The 19,599-nt window shown below is 48.2% G+C and carries 15 protein-coding genes; 8 read left to right on the top strand and 7 right to left on the bottom strand.

Annotated elements, in window-relative coordinates:
• The first annotated feature begins 417 nt into the window (after nt 1-417).
• A complete protein-coding gene (locus AC0J20_RS13370) occupies nt 418-1,251 on the top strand; it encodes an NAD-dependent epimerase/dehydratase family protein (protein ID WP_473022036.1) in 834 nt (277 codons plus the stop codon).
• Nucleotides 1,252-1,289: 38 nt separating this feature from the next.
• Here AC0J20_RS13370 and AC0J20_RS13375 read toward each other — a convergent pair whose 3' ends face one another.
• From AC0J20_RS13375 to AC0J20_RS13385, 3 genes are all read right to left on the bottom strand, one after another.
• Nucleotides 1,290-2,711 carry a sodium-dependent transporter gene (locus AC0J20_RS13375; protein ID WP_229530923.1) on the bottom strand — a complete coding sequence of 474 codons (1,422 nt, stop codon included), beginning with the start codon at nt 2,709-2,711 and terminating at the stop codon, nt 1,290-1,292.
• 270 nt (nt 2,712-2,981) lie between these two features.
• Nucleotides 2,982-3,716: an SDR family NAD(P)-dependent oxidoreductase gene (locus tag AC0J20_RS13380; protein ID WP_473022037.1), complete on the bottom strand. Its 735-nt coding sequence runs from the start codon at nt 3,714-3,716 to the stop codon at nt 2,982-2,984.
• A gap of 7 nt (nt 3,717-3,723) precedes the next feature.
• Nucleotides 3,724-4,125, bottom strand: coding sequence for a thiol-disulfide oxidoreductase DCC family protein (locus AC0J20_RS13385; protein ID WP_473022038.1), 402 nt, complete (start codon nt 4,123-4,125; stop codon nt 3,724-3,726).
• Between the two features lie 134 nt (nt 4,126-4,259).
• Here AC0J20_RS13385 and msrA point away from each other — a divergent pair, with 134 nt between their 5' ends.
• Together msrA and AC0J20_RS13395 are read left to right on the top strand one after the other, a co-directional pair.
• Complete coding sequence (msrA, locus tag AC0J20_RS13390; RefSeq protein ID WP_229530926.1) at nt 4,260-4,817, top strand: peptide-methionine (S)-S-oxide reductase MsrA; 558 nt, start codon at nt 4,260-4,262, stop codon at nt 4,815-4,817.
• Between the two features lie 693 nt (nt 4,818-5,510).
• Nucleotides 5,511-5,864 carry a VOC family protein gene (locus AC0J20_RS13395; RefSeq protein ID WP_473022039.1) on the top strand — a complete coding sequence of 118 codons (354 nt, stop codon included), beginning with the start codon at nt 5,511-5,513 and terminating at the stop codon, nt 5,862-5,864.
• Nucleotides 5,865-5,925: 61 nt separating this feature from the next.
• Here AC0J20_RS13395 and AC0J20_RS13400 read toward each other — a convergent pair whose 3' ends face one another.
• The 3 genes from AC0J20_RS13400 to mpl are packed head-to-tail and all read right to left on the bottom strand — an operon-like array spanning nt 5,926 to nt 8,720.
• Nucleotides 5,926-6,711 carry a S1/P1 nuclease gene (locus AC0J20_RS13400; protein ID WP_473022040.1) on the bottom strand — a complete coding sequence of 262 codons (786 nt, stop codon included), beginning with the start codon at nt 6,709-6,711 and terminating at the stop codon, nt 5,926-5,928.
• 31 nt (nt 6,712-6,742) lie between these two features.
• Nucleotides 6,743-7,363, bottom strand: a complete 621-nt coding sequence (locus AC0J20_RS13405; protein WP_229530929.1) for a flavin prenyltransferase UbiX — start codon at nt 7,361-7,363, stop codon at nt 6,743-6,745.
• A 7-nt stretch (nt 7,364-7,370) separates the two neighbouring features.
• Nucleotides 7,371-8,720 carry a UDP-N-acetylmuramate:L-alanyl-gamma-D-glutamyl-meso-diaminopimelate ligase gene (mpl, locus tag AC0J20_RS13410; protein ID WP_473022041.1) on the bottom strand — a complete coding sequence of 450 codons (1,350 nt, stop codon included), beginning with the start codon at nt 8,718-8,720 and terminating at the stop codon, nt 7,371-7,373.
• 213 nt (nt 8,721-8,933) lie between these two features.
• Here mpl and AC0J20_RS13415 point away from each other — a divergent pair, with 213 nt between their 5' ends.
• From AC0J20_RS13415 to AC0J20_RS13425, 3 genes are all read left to right on the top strand, one after another.
• On the top strand, nt 8,934-9,908 hold the full coding sequence (locus AC0J20_RS13415) for a class 1 fructose-bisphosphatase (protein WP_229530931.1): 975 nt from the start codon (nt 8,934-8,936) through the stop codon (nt 9,906-9,908).
• 165 nt (nt 9,909-10,073) lie between these two features.
• The gene (locus AC0J20_RS13420; protein WP_473022042.1) at nt 10,074-11,189 is read left to right on the top strand and encodes a phosphoserine transaminase; all 1,116 of its coding nucleotides are present in this window, start codon (nt 10,074-10,076) and stop codon (nt 11,187-11,189) included.
• 30 nt (nt 11,190-11,219) lie between these two features.
• Nucleotides 11,220-12,404, top strand: a complete 1,185-nt coding sequence (locus AC0J20_RS13425; protein ID WP_473022043.1) for a phosphoglycerate dehydrogenase — start codon at nt 11,220-11,222, stop codon at nt 12,402-12,404.
• A gap of 278 nt (nt 12,405-12,682) precedes the next feature.
• Here AC0J20_RS13425 and AC0J20_RS13430 read toward each other — a convergent pair whose 3' ends face one another.
• Entirely contained in the window at nt 12,683-14,674 is a 1,992-nt protein-coding gene (locus AC0J20_RS13430; protein WP_229530934.1) for a sodium-translocating pyrophosphatase, read from the bottom strand.
• A 486-nt stretch (nt 14,675-15,160) separates the two neighbouring features.
• On the opposite strand from AC0J20_RS13430, the gene AC0J20_RS13435 reads away from it, so the two are divergent.
• Together AC0J20_RS13435 and AC0J20_RS13440 are read left to right on the top strand one after the other, a co-directional pair.
• Nucleotides 15,161-16,312 carry an efflux RND transporter periplasmic adaptor subunit gene (locus tag AC0J20_RS13435; RefSeq protein WP_229530935.1) on the top strand — a complete coding sequence of 384 codons (1,152 nt, stop codon included), beginning with the start codon at nt 15,161-15,163 and terminating at the stop codon, nt 16,310-16,312.
• A gap of 14 nt (nt 16,313-16,326) precedes the next feature.
• Entirely contained in the window at nt 16,327-19,476 is a 3,150-nt protein-coding gene (locus AC0J20_RS13440) for an efflux RND transporter permease subunit (protein ID WP_473022044.1), read from the top strand.
• The last annotated feature ends 123 nt before the right edge of the window (nt 19,477-19,599 follow it).

Genomic DNA, 19,599 nt, shown 5'->3' on the forward strand with positions numbered 1-19,599 from the left:
TAGTAGACATGATGGTTCGCCTCTTTGATTGCCTAACTCTAAGACTAGCTTAGAGGTGAGGCGGACCATCTAATTAAACCGGGCTAATGTGGCCATTACCCGGTTTTTCTGTGCGAACCATTTGCTTTACATTAAGGCGTAAACAAAGACCAGGCTCAGTACCAAACCGGCAACGCCGAAAAAGCCGTATTCCACCTGAGAACGCACTACTTCTTCCTGTTTGGCTGGCAAAAATGCCATGATTAGACTGCTCGTACCCAATGTAAATGCTACTAAAAATAGTCCAAATACCAGTGCAGTGACCCATTCACCCATAACTTAAAGCCCTTAATTATTTTTCACCTTGGCTAATTATGCCCTAAAATCCAGTTGATGGCAGTGAGCCAGATCAAAAAAATAACTATTGGTTCAAAAAATATGAAAATTGCAGTAATAGGTGCTGGTTGGTTAGGCTACAGGTTGTGTAAGACATTCCTTGAAAAAGACCAGCCGGTTGTGACGACCAAGCAAAGCGAAGAAGATGTCGCCCGACTCAATGCTGAAGGGATATCCTGTGTCCAATTTCAACTGGGTGAGCGCCCTTTGCCGCAAACACTGCTGGATTGTGAGCTGTATGTTATCAATATTGGCGCTGGACGACGCGGATTTAAACGGGAGGAGTTTCAAAGCAAGATGGTGGACTTGTGTCGCCAATGCCTGGAAAGTACGGACAAAAAACTACTGTTTGTCAGCACCACATCGGTATACGGCGAAGCAAACCAGGTGTTTACCGAGCAAACCGAACCTGCACCCATCAGTGATTCCGCCCACGCTCATGTTCACATCGAGAATTGCCTGCGGGAGTTATTTCCGCAACAGGTGACGATACTGCGCCTTGCCGGATTAATTGGCGAAGACCGGCATCCGGTCTATTACCTGGAAGGTAAAAAAGACATTACTGCAGCCCATAAAATGGTTAACCTGGTACACAGGGATGATGCCATTGAAGCCATTGAAAAAATTATCAGTCTGCAAAAGTGGGGGAAAGTGTTCCATTTAAGTGCGACGGATAATCCTTCTCGCCGCGCCTATTATACCTATGCAGCTAAGGCGCTGGAGTTAATTCCGCCATTGTTTCTGGATGACAGCGAGCAACCGGCTGTAGGCAAGAAAGTGGACGCAGAAGCGACGATAGCAGAACTGCAACTGACACTGAAATTTCCAAGTCCATTTGATATGTTGCCGAAAATTGCAGAGGAAGAAGTGCCATAAAAAGGCCGGTAAAAACCGGCCCGGGAAATGTTGTGGTATTAGCCTACCAGTCCGGCACCAAAGTACTTTAAGGCCACGGTATTGATAAATATCATCAGCAGGATGAAGGGAATAAAGGTACCGATGGAGAAGTCCACATACTTTTGGAACAAACTGTTCTTAAACTCGGGCTCGCCTTCCTCCAGGGTTTTATTCAGGTTTGAGGCTTTCCAGCGATACACCACAAAAATACAGATCAGGAATCCGTTGAGTGGCAGGATGGTGTCGTAAAAAACGTCGTAAATCACATCAAAGAAAGATTTTTCAGCGCCCGCATAGGTGACGAAGTGGGTGGTGAAATCCAACATGCCAAAGGATGTCGCAGAAATCACGGCAAACGCCACCATGGCTGCTGCCAGCAGTGATAACGACGTTTTACGGGATAAGTTGCGCTCATCCATAATGGCTGCATTAGGCACTTCCAGAATAGACACCAGTGAGGTAATCGCTGCAAAAAATACCAGCAGGAAGAATATCGACGCTACCACGCTGGCGCCCAGGTAACCGATGGTGTTTTGCAACTCAAGGAATATTTGCGGTAAGAAGCCAAAAATCATACTCAGTGATGAGTCGCTTAGCTCTGCGGTGTTAGTATTCGGATTGAAAGAAAATACGGCAGGCAAAATCATCAGACCTGCGATAAACGCCACCCCGGTATCCATCAGGGCCACCATTTTCGCAGAGCCGGGAATACCGTCGCGTTTGCCCAGGTAAGAGCCGTAAGTGATCAGAATACCCATACCCAGCGACAGTGAGAAAAATGCCTGGGACAGTGCAGCACTGACCACCGATGCGTTGATCTTACTAAAATCCGGTACCAGGTAATATTCAACACCGGCGAACGCATTGTCCAGCGTCAGGACAAAAATCACCATGCCAATCAGCATCACAAACAGTGTGGGCATCAGGATTTTGGCCGCTTTTTCAATACCTTGCTTTACGCCGCCCAGCAGAATTAAGAATACAATAGCGGCTACGACCGCCATAAACAGAAAAATTCGGCCTTCATTGACAAAGTTACTGTAAAAGTCCGGGGCGGCCAGTTGCTCCAGATCGCCGGTGACAGAGAAATACAGATAACCGAATATCCAGACAGTGATCACCATGTAGAAAACGGCAATCATGAACGGTGTGATGATGGATAACCAGCCCGCTACTTTCCAGTGAGTTTCATTGGGCGCAATGCTTTTGTATGCGCCTAACGGGTCTTTGCGGGTATGTCGACCTGTGGCCATTTCCGCCAACATAACCGGTAAACAGATAAAGAACACAAACAGGGCATAAATGAGCAGAAATGCTGCGCCGCCGTTTTTGGTGGCGGCTACAGGAAAGCCCACCATATTGCCGATACCTACGGCTGAACCAGCCGCGGCCAAAATAAATCCAATTCGAGAGCCGAACTCTTCGCGGGGTGCATTCATAATTGATGAATCCTTAGACTTTATTTTAATTGTTGTATTTGAGCCTGAGATGCTTTGCCATGAAAAACCAGGTGTTTGCCCACTTGCGCAAAGGGTAAAGGCTAATTTTATTACTTGTTGTTTGCTTAAACGCGGGAATCGTATGTAAACCGCATGTTAACGCGGCTATGCTAGCAGTCCACAACCAAAAAGTCCTTCTTTTATGTGACAAATTTATTTAATCATTGCGCAAAAAATCTTTACAGTCTGTTTGCGCAGGGAGTTGACTCATCACCAGCTAATTCCCTGATTTTGCCAGTCAAGGTAAAAAGGCGGTGGTTTGTCAGGCAGGTTTGCCAGCACCTTAAACAGACACTGCACGGTGAATTCTGGTGAAAAGAGCTTATCCGGTTTGACATTGCGTTGAAACGGTTTCGACAGGGCAGTATTTACTGTGCCCGGGTGATAGGCAATCAGCTGACATCCGGGGGCCCGTCGTTGATATTCCACCTGAGCGGTTTTTAGCAGCATGTTGAGGGCTGCTTTAGAGGAACGATAGCCATACCATCCGCCCAGGCGATTGTCGGCAATGCTGGCCACTCTGGCACTCAAAAAGACCATCTGGCTGTCCTTTGGATTCATCTTATTGACCAGCTCGCTCAGCCATAATCCGGGTAAAATGCAGTTGACCTGGAAATAGCGCACCATTGCCTGCTCGTTTATGTCTTCCAGCTTTTTTTCGGGTGATAATCCCGTTTCAAAGTCATGCAACAGGCCAAGGGTGCATATCACCAAATCAAAGTTTTTGTCAGGGAACTGTTGGCAAACTTGCCGGATACTGTCTTCGTTCTGCTGCTGCACCTGGATACCTGTGGTTTTACTACAGGTAGAGTTAATCGAGTTGCGCGAGATAACGGTGACTGTGGCAATAGTTGTCTGTTGTTCCAGGTATTGCACACAGGCGTGACCGATACCGCCAGAACCGCCAATCACTAAAACCTGTTTGTTGTTCTGTGAATCCGGCATCACACTTTTACTCCAGTGAGCAATTCTGACAACGACTTTTTCCGGTCAACAGCTTAGACAGACTAAAACGATGCCTGGCAAACAGGAGATACAGCCTGTCAGCCACTATTCGCACGCCGGGCCAGCGCAGTGGCCAAATCATCCAGCCCTTACCCACCAAACGCCAGGCCTGATAAGTGACATCCAAGCCGGTGATCAGCGTGGTCTGTTGCTGCCGGGTCCAGTAAGCGTGTAGCTTTTGCATTGCCGCACGTTGCGGGATTTCTGAGAACTCCTGTTCAAAAACCGGTTGATTGATATCTACCAGCCTGATGCGTTGCTGCTTGTCACGCCTTTTCAGATGCTGCATCTCTTTGAGACATAACGGACATTGACCATCATAAAATACGACCAGGTACTCCCCTGTCATGTCGCTGCCTCCCAATCAGAAATAAAAAAAATATAGGGTATTCGACTAAATGCTAATTGCGAAAGTACGCGAGATCCTTGAAGTTAAGCACTTAGGTAACTATATACTGCTAAAATCAACAAACGGATTAACCTGTGAAATTACTTAAAGAAGCAACATTAGCTGGCGGTTGTTTTTGGTGCATCGAAGGTGCTTACAACCAACTTCAAGGCATTATTTCGGCTAAATCTGGCTATTCCAACGGCGATGTGAAAATGCCGACTTACGAACAGGTTTGTTCCGGCAAAACCGGACATGCTGAAGTTGTACGTCTGGTTTACGATGAGGATATCATCAGTTTCGAAGAGATTCTTCAGGTGTTCTTTACGCTGCATGATCCCACCCAGTTAAATCGCCAGGGCAACGATATTGGCACACAGTACCGCTCAGGCATTTTTTTCCATGACAATGAACAGCGGCAACAGGCGCTGAACATAATTGCACAAATGACTGAAGACAAAATGTGGCCGGAAAAAATTGTGACCGAAGTGACCGAAGTGGCGAATTATTTTGAGGCAGAAAAGTATCATCAGGGCTATGCCGGTGATAACCCTCAGAATCAGTATTGTCAGATGGTAGTGAGCCCTAAACTGGCTAAATTCAGAAAAACCTTTGCCTCGCGGCTAAAGGATCTGACGGCGAATGAGGCCTGAGGTCGTGACAGCGACGGGCAAAAATGAAAAAAGCGTCAAAGATGACTTTGACGCTTTTCAACATTTTGAATATCCCTCTCAGCGCTCCTTGCAGCGACCTCTCCTAAAGCCGTTCCAAACTGCCCTTTGTCCTTTTATCCTGACTTCATGTCGGGGCGCAAAATTAATTGCGGGTCCTGAATATCCTATACGACACAACTCCGTTTGCGTTCCCTTTCCTTTCTCCTTACAACCGCGAATCCATCCCTGCGGTCTCCCTTGACGCTTTAAATCCTGTCCCAATGTTTCCTTGTGACGGGGATAAATATAAGGGATTAATTGGATTTTGTTTTTAACGCAATAGCTTCTTTCATGACAATTTGGTGACATAAATCCACATTTTAAAATGAAAAGTACTTATAAAACAGTGGTATAGGTGTTTTTGGTCAGATGCGGCGGCAGGAAACTGACCAATATTTCTGACATGCATGTAAGAAATATCGCACAAGAAAAAGAGCGAATATCTCAACCTGCCTAAACGGGATAATGTCAGGCTGCGTCTCTCCGGTCACTTTATCGCCAAAATCGCTGTTATTTCAGGTGGATAGCTTTTCACATCTGTAGGGTAAAGGGTATTTGTCGTGGGTGATAATTGAGCGCTGAGGTTTTCTCGGGCATTATCAGCGTTAGTTCTGTTTACTGTTGTGAATAATAATGAGTACGATATCCTGGTTTGATCTTCCGGTACTGGATCTGCAACGTGCAATGGCCTTCTATTCCACTCTTCTGGAAACCGACATAACGGAAGAGTTTCCCGGTGTAGCGGTTTTTTCTCATACAGAGAATGACGTGTCGGGCTGTCTTTGTCTGAGTACAGAGCACCAGCCATCACGGGATGGGGCATTGTTATACTTCAATGTTGCAGGAAGACTGGATAGTGCTGTCGCGCTTGTTGAGGAACTCGGTGGCCAAATTGAAAAGGCAGTGCATGACATTGGTCCGTTTGGACGACGGGCTATTGTGCTGGACTGCGAAGGTAATCGCATTGCGCTGTATTCAGCACAATAACGTCACATAGATGCAAAAGCGGCAGTTAAACCTGCCGCAGATGCGCTGTTTTTTGCTTGTCCTATTTGGCAAAAATTTCGTTGAAATACAATGCCATTCTGACACCGGCCTGTTTCAGGCGTGTTTTTATCGTTGGCATATGCTCGTATTTGTAATCCCAGGATAATTTAGCATCGGCTTCAGGATATATTTCCATGCGGATTTTTTGGCTTTCTGCCATCCACACCAATGGATCTGTGTGCTGCCAGTTTTGTAACTCTTCATCAGTAATGGCCGTCTGTAACCATTGGGCAAACTCGCTGTAAGACAATTCTTCTTTATTGATCAGGCCGGAATCCCAGACGCGGTGCAAATTACTGGATTCCCAGTAAAATTCCACCTTGTGATCATTGCCGCCTTTGTCTGTGCCATTGCCCACATGCAGTGGCTGGTGCAAGTCACCAATCAGATGCACGATAAAACGCACGGCCCGCTGTTTTTCGGCCTTGCTGGCTTTGGGGTTTTGCAGATCTTTTTTGAAGGCTAACAATGCGGTATAAGCATCTCCTTCCTCTGGTGCGCCCACTTCTTCATAACTTTTGCCGTCTGGCACGGTCACGTAGTGCCAGGGGGGCGTTGTTTTCTTCCAGTATTCGTCCGGATCAGAGCGCATATCATCTGGCCAGGTTGACGCCTGAGCCAGGGTTTCAACACCCATTATGTTGCTCAGCTGCTGTTTCGCTTCGGGGGTCAAATAATGCTCTGCTATGGCGCCGGTTATGCGATGACCGTTGGCACCAAAGGCATTTGCCTGCGAATGGATAAAGGCGCAACCTGCGACGAGTAAAGTAAGGGCTAATTTCTTCATAGTGTTCTCTGAGTTCTAATCAAAAGTAGTGTTAAGCTTGTGGTTTGTAACCCCAGCGCTGCATCAGCGAATTGTCGATGGCTACATGGTCCAATATCCGGGCAACCACGAAATCCACCAGATCATCTATGCTCCGGGGTTCGTGATAAAAGCCCGGCGCGGCGGGCATAATAGTGACGCCAAGGTTACTCAGAGTCAGCATGTTCTGCAGGTGGATGCTGGACAATGGCATTTCTCTGACCAGCAGTATAAGTTGTCCTTTTTCTTTGATAACTACATCTGCTGCGCGTTCAATCAGAGTGTTACTGGCACCGGTCGCTACAGAGGACAAGGTGCTGGTGGAGCAAGGGCAGATAATCATGGTTTTCGGAGCCGCTGAACCTGATGCTACCGGAGAAAACCATTCCTCTTTGCCATAACAGCGGATCTGTTCCGGTTTGGCCTGGCAATACTCAATAAAAAAAGCACTTTGCTTATCCGGGGAGCCGGGCAGGGTCAGTTTTTCTTCAGTGGCAAACACCACTTTTGCGGCACCCGAAACTAACAGGTGAATCTGAAAATTTGCTTCAACCAGGCATTGCAACAGCTTCAGGCTGTAGGGGGCACCGGATGCACCGGTGATGGCCAGTGTGATTTGTTTGTGGAACGCCATAGTAACCCTATTTATGTTGCAAATTAGCTAATAGCTTGTCGTGAATACCACCAAAGCCGCCATTACTCATCACTAACAGGTGGTCGCCAACATCAGCGCTCTCACTAATATGGCTGATCATCGCTGCCAGATCATCAAAAATGTGGATTGGCTTGTGGCTTTCAACGGCAAATTCCGTCAGTTGCCAACTGATATTCTCCGGTTGTAACAGATAAATTTCATCGGCACCCTGCAAAGACTGGATTAATTCGCTTTTGTGAATACCCATTTTCATGGTGTTAGAGCGAGGCTCTAAAATCGCTAAAATTCGTTCTTTGCCGACGTTCGCGCGCAAACCGGCAAGCGTGGTTTCTATGGCTGTGGGGTGGTGTGCAAAATCATCGTAAACTTTAATGCCACTGGCTTCGCCTTTTAATTCCATGCGGCGTTTCACATTTTTAAAGCTGGCCAATGCTTCTGCAGAGGTTTCTGGCGTCACTCCTACGTTTCGGGCGGCGGCGATGGTCATCAGGGCGTTGTGCACATTGTGATTGCCAATCAAAGACCAATTCACGGTGGCGACTTTCTCCTGTCGGAACAACACTTCAAATTTACTGCCATCCGCTGACAGTAAATTCGCCTGCCAGTCGTCTCCTATGGTTTGTTGTTCGGTCCAGCATCCCATGTCCAGTGTGGTTTCGATTGCCGGTACCTGACTGGGTTTCAGGATCAGACCATTGCCTGGGATCATGCGGATCAAATGATGAAACTGTTTTTGAATGGCCGCCAGATCCTCGAAGATATCAGCGTGGTCAAATTCCAGATTGTTAAAAATAAGGGTGTTCGGGCGGTAATGCACAAATTTACTGCGCTTATCAAAAAACGCGGTGTCGTATTCATCGGCTTCAATGACGAAAAACGCGGAATCTCCCGCCCGGGCGGAAATGGCAAAGTTCTCAGGTACTCCGCCAATCAAAAAGCCCGGTTGCATTCCGGCATATTCCAGCACCCAGGCCAACATACTGGCGGTGCTGGTTTTACCGTGGGTTCCGGCTACCGCCAGCACCCACTTGTCTTTTAACAGGTTTTCCAGCAGCCATTGTGGCCCACTGGTGTAGGGAATTTTTCGCGCTAACACCGCCTCCACAGCAGGATTGCCACGGGACATGGCGTTTCCGATAATCACTATATCTGGCAAGGGGTCTAACTGCTCCGGATCATAGCCTGTAGTCAGCCCGATACCGAGCTTTTCCAGTTGCGTACTCATCGGTGGATAAACGTTTTTATCCGAGCCGGTTACCTTGTGGCCTAATGCGCTGGCAAGCGCGGCAATGCCTCCCATAAAGGTGCCGCAAATACCAAGAATGTGAATGTGCATGAAGTTTTTTGCTGACTAAATTGACTAAAGACCGGCAAAGACTATCAGAGCCTCAGCTGTGGGTAAAACGCAAATCTTTGCAAATGATGACATCAATTGCCGTTGCGGGATGTGTTATTGAGCAAATTGTTTTATCATTGAGCGCCATATAATAAAAACAATATAAAACGGCAGCATTTCACACTGACACACTACGCATAGGTATCCCAATAGATGAAACGATTAAATTCGCAGCTCCAGGAAGACGGCGCACCCCTTGAACTTATCCTGTTACTTCGTACGTTACTCGCCGGTTGCAAGGAAATCTCTTTCCGTGTCAGCCAGGGCGCTTTAGCCGGCGTTTTAGGCTCCACATTGAGTGACAACGTTCAGGGTGAAAGGCAAAAGAAGCTGGATGTAATCTCCAATCAAATCCTGAAAGACATTCTGAGTGAATCAGGATACGTAAAAGCCATTTCTTCAGAAGAAGAAGACGAGGTGGTTGCCTGTCATCCGGAAGGTAAATATCTGGTGAGCTTTGATCCACTGGATGGTTCTTCTAATACCGACATTAACAGCCTGATTGGTACTATCTTTTCAATTTTCCATGCACCGCAGTGGATGGAAGCTGACGATCCTTCTGCGTTTTTGCAACCTGGCACACAGATGGTAGCCGCGGGTTACGTGTTGTATGGTCCGTCAACAATGCTGACCCTGACAACCGGACGCGGCACCCATATCTATACGCTGGATAAAACTCACGGCGGCTTTCTGCTCACCAAAGGTAACGTGCAGGTGCCGCAGGACACTTCTGAATTTGCTATTAATATGTCTAACCAGCGTCATTGGGAACCAGCAATGCAATCCTATATTGCTGATCTTCTGGCTGGAGATACAGGTCCACGGGGTAAAAACTACAATATGCGTTGGGTGGCCGCGATGGTAGGGGATATTCACCGTTTATTGTGTCGTGGTGGCCTGTTTGCTTACCCCTTTGATCACCGTGACCCCACAAAGCCCGGCAAATTGCGTCTGATGTATGAAGCGAATCCGATGGCGTTTCTGATGGAGCAGGCTGGCGGAATGGCCTCTACCGGAGAGCAACGCATCATGGAAATCATGCCGACTGATATCCATGAGAGAGTGCCGGTGATTATGGGCTCAGCCAACGAGGTTGAAGCTTGCCTGGACTATCACAAACAGGACTAATTCAGCCCGCAACAGCAACATTGTGCAGGAGGCAGCAGTGCCTCCTTTCATCTGCTTCTGCAATATCGCCAATTGGCATAACTTTTTACTTGTCATAGCGAATTTAACTCCAATATCATCAGTGTCTATTTTCTCTATTATCTTGCTCGTCTAAAGAGGACACTCATGAAACCCAGCGTAAAGCCGCAAAACCCCAATTTTTCTTCTGGTCCCTGTTCAAAACGTCCTGGTTATGACGTAAATCAATTGGATATCAGCACCCTGGGCCGATCCCACCGGGCCGACATAGGCAAAAACGCACTGGGCAAAGCGTGTTCCCAAACCGCGCAATTGTTAGGTTTGCCTGAGGGCTACCGGGTCGGCGTGGTACCTGCTTCGGATACCGGCGCGGTAGAGATGGCGCTATGGTCTTTGTTAGGAGCCAGAGGTCTGGATATTCTGGCCTGGGAATCATTTGGTTCTGGTTGGATTACCGATGTCACCAAACAACTGAAGTTGCAAGATGTACGTCGTTTCGAAGCCGACTACGGTGATTTACCCGATTTAACCCAGGTGGACTTCAGCCGCGATGTAGTGTTTACCTGGAATGGTACCACGTCTGGTGTGCGCGTACCGGATGGCGACTGGATCGCCGACGATCGTGAAGGATTAACCATATGCGATGCCACTTCCGCTGTTTTTGCTATGGATATGCCCTGGCAAAAGCTGGATGTGGTGACCTACTCATGGCAGAAAGTACTGGGCGGTGAAGGCGCGCATGGCATGTTAATTCTGAGCCCCAGAGCGGTAGAGCGGCTGGAATCTTATACGCCACCCTGGCCATTGCCAAAAATATTCCGTTTAACCAAAGCCGGCAAGTTGATTGAAGGCGTGTTTAAAGGGGCCACCATCAATACCCCGTCTATGTTGTGTGTGGCTGATTATCTGGATGCACTGAACTGGGTAGAGCGTATCGGTGGGGTTTCGCAAACCATTGCCCGATGTAATGCCAATCTTGAAGTGGTTAAACACTTTGTGGAAGCCCGCGAGTGGATTTCCTTCCTGGCCAACGATCCGGCCACGTTGAGTTCTACCAGTGTTTGTCTGACATTATCTGTGACTGAAGAGCAGGTAAAGAATATGGTGAAATTGTTGGAGCAGGAAGCGGTCGCCTTTGATATTGGTGCCTATCGCGACGCGCCAGCTGGTCTGCGTATCTGGTGCGGCGCCACCGTAGAAAGCAGCGATCTGGTTGCGTTGATGCCCTGGCTGGACTGGGCTTACGAGCAGGTCACCGCATAAGTACAATAATCGATATCAGGAGGCAATGCCATGTTTAAAATCCGAACGTATAATCGTATTTCGGTCAATGGACTGGAGCGGTTTTCCAGAGAAAAATACGAAGTGGGCAGTGATATTGCGCATCCTGATGCTATGTTATTGCGCTCCCATAAATTGCATGACGAAGCGCTGCCCGGCACGCTTAAGGCTATCGCCCGCGCGGGGGCCGGAGTAAACAATGTGCCGGTACAGCAATGTAACGAGCAGGGTATTGTTGTCTTCAATACGCCAGGAGCCAATGCCAACGCCGTAAAAGAGCTGGTTATGTGTGCATTACTGTTGGGCTCCAGAGGGATTTCTGGTGGTATGAACTACGTACAAACTCTGACCCACATTCATGATGCCGGGGAAATGAGTGCCTTGCTGGAGCAGGAAAAAAAGAATTTCGCCGGAAACGAACTTTACGGTAAAAAACTGGGGGTTATTGGCTTAGGTGCCATCGGCTCTATGGTGGCGGAAACCGCACTGGCACTGGGTATGGAAGTATTGGGATTCGACCCCGCGCTTTCCGTGGAAGCGGCCTGGCGTTTACCCAATCAGGTGCAGCGCATGGAAAACATGCAAAGTCTGCTGAGTAAGTCTGACTACATCAGTTTGCACGTACCGGCCATTCCGGCCACACATCATATGCTCAACGCTGATACCCTGTCATACGTTAAACCCGGTGCGGTATTGCTCAACTTTGCCCGTGACGCCATTGTGGATGCGCATGCCATTGTTGCCAGCCTGGATAGTGAACGGGGCTTATCGCAATACATTTGTGACTTTCCCGAGCCTTGTTTACTGGGACGCAATGACGTCCTGGCGATGCCGCACATCGGTGCCAGCACCAAAGAAGCTGAAGAAAATTGTGCCGTTATGGCCGCCAATCAACTGATTGATTTTCTGGAAAACGGCAATATCAAAAACTCGGTTAATTTCCCGGCAATAGCGATGGAGCGGGACCCAGGCACGGTACGCATTACCTTTGCGAACAGCAATGTTTCCGGGGTTTTAGGCCATGTATTAAGCGTGCTGGCAGACCATGAAGTCAATGTTGCCGACATGGTAAACAAAAGCCGGGGTGAGCTGGCCTATAACATCATCGATGTGGAAGATACGCCCAGTGACGCCGTCGTTTCGGCCATACAGGCGGTAGAACATGTGGTTAGTGTACGGGTATTGCCGGGGAATTGAACAGAACGATTGATTGGTTGCACCTGATAATGGGCGAGTTTACCCGCCCATTTTCGATTCATGTTATCCGCTTTTTTGCGAGGTGCATATAAATCGCTCAGCACACAGAATCCCAGGTGCGCCGCCACGCAAATTGCCATCAGTAAGGCGCTGTCCTGGATACCGAAAAGCCACGACATTGCACTGACCAGCGCAAGAGCAAGCCAGCCTGAAAGCAAAACGCAAACAAAAAAACTGTACCGAAGTACAGTTTTTTGAATGTGAAATGACGTTGACTGTTACAACAGCGGGGCGATTACCAGACTGACAATGGCCATCACGTTGATCAGTATGTTCATGGACGGTCCGGAGGTATCCTTAAAGGGATCACCGACGGTATCACCCACCACAGTGGCTGCGTGCACTTCGGAACCTTTGCCGCCATAGTTACCTTTTTCAACGTATTTTTTGGCATTATCCCAGGCACCACCCGCATTTGCCATCATCAGCGCCAGTAACACACAGCCCAACAATGCGCCACCTAACATGCCGCCCAGGGCGTGAGCGCCTAGCCCAAAACCGACAAGTGGTGGCACTGCCACAGCGATTACACCGGGTAATATCATTTTTTGTAGCGCAGCTTTGGTGGCGATATCCACACAGCGACCCGTATCTGGTTCGGCTTTACCCTCCATCAGGCCGGGAATTTCTTTAAACTGGCGGCGAATTTCCTGGATCATGTCAAAAGCCGCATCACCTACTGCTGTCATGGTAATGGAGGCGATCAGGAAGGGTAAAATTCCCCCGATAAACAGACCAACAAGAACCATTGGTTCCCCTAAATGCAATACAAACTCGCCTTTAAGAGACAGGGTTTCTACAAAGGCTGCGATAATGGCCAGTGCGGCTAATGCTGCGGCGCCAATGGCAAAGCCCTTACCAATGGCGGCAGTGGTGTTACCCAGTTCGTCCAGAGAATCGGTGATTTTACGGGTTTCTTCTCCCAGACCACCCATTTCAGCAATGCCGCCGGCGTTATCTGCTACTGGCCCATAGGCATCAATGGCCATTGTTATCCCGACTGTGGCTAACATACCCACAGCCGCGATGCCTACGCCGTATAAACCTGACAAGGTGGTAGAGATATAAATGATGACGCAGATGGTCAGTACCGGAATCACCACAGATTGCATACCTACAGATAAGCCGGTGATCATGACTGTAGCCGAGCCGGTTTCTCCGGATTTAGCGATTTTGCGTACCGGTGATGATGCGGTGTAATACTCGGTTACCAGGCCGATAATAATGCCGCCAACGGCGCCAGTAATTACAGACCACCAAACATTGCTGCTGATACCGGCCTCTGAAATCACAAACCAGGCGGCGGCGATAAATATCAGGGCGGCTGACATGGTGCCCGCTCTTAGGGCCACATCAGGTTTACTGGCAGACATGGCTTTAACCAATAAAATGCCCAAAATGGAGCAGATTAAACCGGTGGATGCCAGCGCCAACGGCAAAAACATTAAGGATTCGCGACTACCTAGCAGGCCCGCTGTCATGGTGGAAGCGATGGCAATAGTGGCAATCATAGAGCCGCAATAGGATTCAAAGATATCGGAACCCATGCCGGCCACATCGCCTACGTTGTCACCCACGTTGTCAGCGATAACACCGGGGTTTCGGGGATCATCTTCGGGAATACCGGCTTCTACCTTACCTACTAAATCAGCACCCACATCGGCACTTTTGGTGAAGATACCGCCACCGACACGGGAGAACAGGGCAACGATAGAAGCACCCATACCAAAGCCATGTATAGCGTGAGCGGACTCGGGATCACCGCCAAAATACAGGTATAAAAAGCCAAGGCCCAATAAGCCCATGGATGCAACACAGAGTCCCATAATAGAACCACCCATAAAGGCGATGGATAACGCCTGTGCCGGACCACTGTCATGCGCAGCCTGGGTAGTACGGACATTGGCTTTAGTAGCGGTAAACATACCAATGTAACCCGCCAAAGCAGAACACCCGGCACCTACTGCAAAAGCTAACGTGGTGTTGGTGCCGAGGGAAAAATATACCGCTATCATGACCACAAGGGCAAAGATGAACAGCATTTTGTATTCGCGATGCATAAACACCATGGCACCTAAGTGAATAGCATCAGCTATTTTGGCGATGGCCTCATTGGTGACCGGATGTTTTTTGATAAGAATATAAATGACCAGCGCGAAGAGCAGACCGACCGCGCCCATAATTGGTGGTAGATATGTTAATTCTGCCATGTGCTTTCCTTCTTGTTGTTATTTGACGCCCGATACTGCTCATCCTGAATTCGGGTTGCCATACCAAGCGCATGAGTATTTTGTTCTCAATGCGTCCCGCTTATTGTTTAAATTTCCTACAAGAAATCCCAGTGTGTGAGAATGTTAATTAAATGTAAAGATTTGTGGCTGAAAATTTCACCACTTTCAGATTAATGGTAGAACATAGGGGACTCGCTGCCAGTTTTTACGGCGCAAAACTGATCTTAGTGGTTTTCGTTGCTGTGGATTGCGGGATAAGTGCAACAAATGACTTTTGTCACATGCACATTGGCAAGAATACTGTCAGAATAAAGTACAACAATGCAGTGTTGAGTGAGGCGTAATGCCAGGCGCTGTGATTAGTAAAGAATGTGTCAGGATCCTCATAGTTATTTACAAATCTTGAAGGACGCCTGACGTATCTTATTGGTATTATAACCATAGATTAAACAGGGTTATTTGGTTATGAATAAAAAGTGGTTAAAAGGGCTTTTACCCTTTGGAGTGTTAATTTTTGGGATTGCCGGCATGACGGCGATTAAGGCAACGGCACAGAAGGCGGAAGAGGAAGACGCCATAGATACCCGGCCTAAAGTCAGTGTTGAAGCTATATCCGCCGAAGATTATCAGGTGGTGATCACGGCTTATGGTGAAGTGGAACCGCTGGAATCCACCAATTTGTCGGCGCAGGTGTCAGGCGAAGTCATCAGCTGGCACGCCAACTTTGTACCGGGTGGCCTGATCAAACGTGGCGAAGTCATGTTTAGTATTGAAAAAGACACTTATGAGGCGGCTCTTTACAGCGCGCAAGCCACCTTATCGCAGGCCAAAGCGGCACTGATTGAAGAAAAAGCCAGAGCCGATGCTGCGAAGGAAGAAGCCAAAGCCATTCCTGCCGCCAGAGTCACCGATTTGTATCTGCGCAAACCACAACTTTTAACTGCAGAAGCCAATGTGAAATCCGCCGAAGCGCAATTGAAAATTGCCCAGCGTGATTTAGCTAATTGTGAAGTCACCGCGCCTTATGATGCGCTGGTGGTGTCGCGTAGTCTGGGTGTCGGTCAGTTTGTGGCGCAAGGCGCTCAGGTAGCTCAGTTATACAATATCGAATTTGCCGAAATCACCTTACCCATTGCCGGATTCGATACCGCATTTTTGCCTGAAGAAGTGGCCGGATTAAAAGCCAATGTGGTGAGCAAAGGCATTAAAACCGTGCAACGTGACGGTGTTATCTCTCGCGATTTGGGCGTAGTGGATACCGCTACCCGTATGGGCCAGGTGGTAGTGCGGATTGCCGATCCCTATGGTCTGACAACCAACTTACCTAAGCTAAAGTTCGGTAGTTTTGCGGAAGTGAATTTTGTCGGTAAAACCCTGGAAAACGTTTATCGCCTGCCTCAGGAACTGGTCACCAACCAAACGGTATGGGTAGTGGATAACGAGCAAAAGCTGGAACCTCGTACGGTGGCCGTATTGCGGGAAGAAGGCGAGTTTTATCTGGTGAGTGAAGGCTTAAACAACAATGATCGACTGGTTACAACATTGCCAGAGTACCCGCAAAAAGGCATGGAAGTGAAGCTGATTAGTGCCGCGAACGATTCCACTGCAACCCTGTAATGCCGGAGCAGAAAATGACTAGCGAAACAGAAAAACCTACCGGCATTATTGCCTGGTTTGCCAATAATTCGGTGGCGGCAAACCTGCTGATGTTCTTCATCTTATTGATGGGGATAGTGAGCTATTTTACCATTCAGCGGCAGATGTTTCCGAATATCGAAATTAACTATATCGATGTAACTGCCGTTTATCCGGGAGCGTCTCCACAGGAAATCGAAGAAAGTATCCTGATCAAGATTGAAGAGTCCATCAAAGAGATCACCGAAATCAAGAAGACCATATCCCGCGCCAACCGGGGTTCCGGCAGTGTGGCATTGGAAATTAAAACCGATGTTGAGCTGACCGATGTTCTGGATAAGGTCAAAAACAAAGTTGATTCTATTGCTACCTTTCCCGCTGATATGGAGCCGGTGAATGTCTCACAACGAGAATTTCAGCAACAGGTGATTGAGTTGTCGCTGGTGGGTGATGTGCCCCTGGAGTCATTAAAGCCGCTGGCCAAGCAAATCGAAGACGAACTGTTGCAATTAAGCAACGTGTCGTTGGTGAACCTGGGGGACCCGGAAGACGAGATTGCCATCGAAATAGATCCGGACCAGTTGCGCAAATACGATTTAACCATCAATGATGTCAGCAATGCCATTCGCAATTATTCAGCCAATATTTCTGCCGGTCAGCTGCGAACTGAAAGTGGTATTGTTTCAGTGCGGGTGGAGAATCAATTTTATTCGGGTGAAGAATTCCGCCAAATTCCGGTAAAGCTGGGTAGCAATGGCGCCAGAGTATTGCTGCAGGACGTGGCCACGATTAATGATGGCTTTACCGAAGGCGAGAATTATTTCAGCTATTCCGGCGAAAATGCCATTTATCTGTCGGTAAATGCTACTAAAGACCAAAATATGATCCCGGTCGCCAAGTCAGTAAAAGACTACATCGCCGAGCGGAATACTACGCTGCCTCCGGGGCTTGAGCTGAAAATTCTGGTGGATATGACCTACTACTTAAACGCCCGACTGGATATGATGCTGAAAAACCTGGCACAGGGTTCTGTGCTGGTGGCTATCATGCTCACCATATTCCTGCGATTCGGCCTGGCGAAATGGGTGATGGTGGGATTACCTGTGTGTTTTCTCGGTGCAGTATTGCTGATGCCGGTGATGGGTGTCAGTATCAATATCTTATCTTTGTTTGCCTTTATCATGGTGTTGGGGATTGTGGTAGATGATGCCATAGTCATCGGGGAAGCCGCCTACACGGAAATAGAGAATAAAGGCGGTGGTATAGACAACGTGGTGCGTGGTGCTCAACGCGTGGCAACACCCGCGACATTTGGTGTCCTGACCACCATTGCGGTATTCGCGCCATTTTTGTTCTCCAGCGGTCCTGATGGGGTATTTTTCAAAACAATTGCCAGTGTGGTTACTCTGTGCTTAATCTTCAGCCTGATTGAATCCAAACTGATTTTGCCGGCGCATATTGCCCACACCAAGTTTAAGCCCTCTCGTCCAGGGTCCTGGCGCGCCCGTTTTAATAAGCGCTTCTTCGCCTTTGTAAACGGACCTTACAAGCGTTTTGTTACCCTCTGTACCGAATGGCGCTGGACAGTGTTTATGGCCTTTATTGCTTTGTTAATGTTAGCCATGGGGTTAATACAGGCGAATCATGTGCGTATGGTACCAAGACCCGCAGTGCCTCATGATTTTCCGGCCATCAGTATTGAAATGAACGAAACTGTGTCGGACAAAGCAACCATTCAGGCACTGAAAGTGGTTGAAGCCGCCTTGTATCGTGTCGACGAACAAATCGAGCAGGAGTTTGGTCAAAAGATGATTAAAGATCTGCTGGCCTTTAACAACAGCCGCACTACCGGGCGGATTGTCGTGCCCCTGGTGGAAGAGGAATTGCGTCCATTTGATGCGTTTGAATTGTCCCGACGTTGGCGTCATGCGATTCCTGACATCCCGGGTATGAAATCATTCCATATTCAGGACAACGTCACAGGCGGTGAATCCGACGAGTTTGGCTATCTGCTGTTTGGCAGTGATATCAAAACCCTAAATGCGGCGGGTCGACAGTTCATCGCCATGTTGCAGGATGAAGACGGGTTATTTGATGTCAGCTCCACCATTGACCCCGCCAGTAAAGAAATCCAGATGGAATTACTGCCCGTGGCGAATGATCTGGGCTTGAATCTGGCCAATATTGCTCGTCAGGTGGGCAACAGTTTCTACGGTGGTGAAGCACAGCGGGTGATCCGTGATGGTGAAGAAGTCAAAGTCATGGTGCGTTACCCCCGACTGACTCGTGAGCGATTCGCAGAGCTTAAGTACACGGTTATCACTACACCTTCGGGCGAAGACGTGATGCTTGGTGATGTGGTGCGCTTAAAAGAAGAGCCTGGTATCAGTTATATTCGTCGTGAAGGTGGTTATCGCAGTGTCTATGTGTTTGGCGCGATTGACGAACAGCTAGTTGAACCGGGCGAAGTCACCAAAACCATCACAGAAAAACTGCTTCCGGCATTAAGAGAGATGTATCCCTCGGTAAAAACTGAATTGGGCGGTTCCATTAAGGAAACCCAGGATCAGCAAAATGAGCAAATGATGTTCTTTATCGCCGGCTTGTTGATGGTATACATCCTGTTAGCGGTGCCTCTGAAGAGTTATGCGCAACCTTTTATTATTATGTCGGTTATCCCGTTCAGTTTAACGGGGGCAATATGGGGGCACTTCTTTTTTGGCCTCGATATCAGCATGATGTCCACCTTTGGCTTGATCGCCGCTGCCGGGGTAGTGATCAACGATAGTCTGGTAATGACAGACTATGTGAACTCCCATCGTCGGGAAGGTTATTCAATCCGCGAAGCAGTGATTGAAGCGGGCTGTGCACGATTCCGTGCCATTACCCTGACATCCATTACGACTTTCGTGGGGGTTCTGCCTTTGATGTTCGAAACCAGCCTGCAGGCAAAGTTTGTTATACCCATGGCTATCGCGTTGGGCTTTGCAGTGCTATACGCCACACTGGTGACACTATTGTTGGTGCCCAGCATGTACATGATGTTGGAAGACATTAAATGGCTGTTTGGCAAACTGTTTGGGTTTATCAAAATGCCCTTTATCAAAGTGAAAGAACGTTTAGTGAGTTCGGGTCAACAGGGCTGATAAAGCTCTGTAACAGATGAAAGGAAACTAAAAATGGTGCCAACTGGCACCATTTTTGTTTGTAATGCTCTAAAAAATATTGCGTGGTTCTAAGTCAAACATTGAATCAGGCTGGTTTGCCCC

The sequence above is a fragment of the Planctobacterium sp. R6 genome, assembly GCF_055755215.1.

Bases quoted from the DNA above. Each gene is read 5' to 3' on its own strand.
- AC0J20_RS13370 (WP_473022036.1), top strand. From the start codon at position 418: ATGAAAATTGCAGTAATAGGTGCTGGTTGGTTAGGCTACAGGTTGTGT.
- AC0J20_RS13375 (WP_229530923.1), bottom strand. From the start codon at position 2,711: ATGAATGCACCCCGCGAAGAGTTCGGCTCTCGAATTGGATTTATTTTG.
- AC0J20_RS13380 (WP_473022037.1), bottom strand. From the start codon at position 3,716: ATGCCGGATTCACAGAACAACAAACAGGTTTTAGTGATTGGCGGTTCT.
- AC0J20_RS13385 (WP_473022038.1), bottom strand. From the start codon at position 4,125: ATGACAGGGGAGTACCTGGTCGTATTTTATGATGGTCAATGTCCGTTA.
- AC0J20_RS13395 (WP_473022039.1), top strand. From the start codon at position 5,511: ATGAGTACGATATCCTGGTTTGATCTTCCGGTACTGGATCTGCAACGT.
- AC0J20_RS13400 (WP_473022040.1), bottom strand. From the start codon at position 6,711: ATGAAGAAATTAGCCCTTACTTTACTCGTCGCAGGTTGCGCCTTTATC.
- AC0J20_RS13405 (WP_229530929.1), bottom strand. From the start codon at position 7,363: ATGGCGTTCCACAAACAAATCACACTGGCCATCACCGGTGCATCCGGT.
- mpl (WP_473022041.1), bottom strand. From the start codon at position 8,720: ATGCACATTCACATTCTTGGTATTTGCGGCACCTTTATGGGAGGCATT.
- AC0J20_RS13415 (WP_229530931.1), top strand. From the start codon at position 8,934: ATGAAACGATTAAATTCGCAGCTCCAGGAAGACGGCGCACCCCTTGAA.
- AC0J20_RS13420 (WP_473022042.1), top strand. From the start codon at position 10,074: ATGAAACCCAGCGTAAAGCCGCAAAACCCCAATTTTTCTTCTGGTCCC.
- AC0J20_RS13425 (WP_473022043.1), top strand. From the start codon at position 11,220: ATGTTTAAAATCCGAACGTATAATCGTATTTCGGTCAATGGACTGGAG.
- AC0J20_RS13430 (WP_229530934.1), bottom strand. From the start codon at position 14,674: ATGGCAGAATTAACATATCTACCACCAATTATGGGCGCGGTCGGTCTG.
- AC0J20_RS13435 (WP_229530935.1), top strand. From the start codon at position 15,161: ATGAATAAAAAGTGGTTAAAAGGGCTTTTACCCTTTGGAGTGTTAATT.
- AC0J20_RS13440 (WP_473022044.1), top strand. From the start codon at position 16,327: ATGACTAGCGAAACAGAAAAACCTACCGGCATTATTGCCTGGTTTGCC.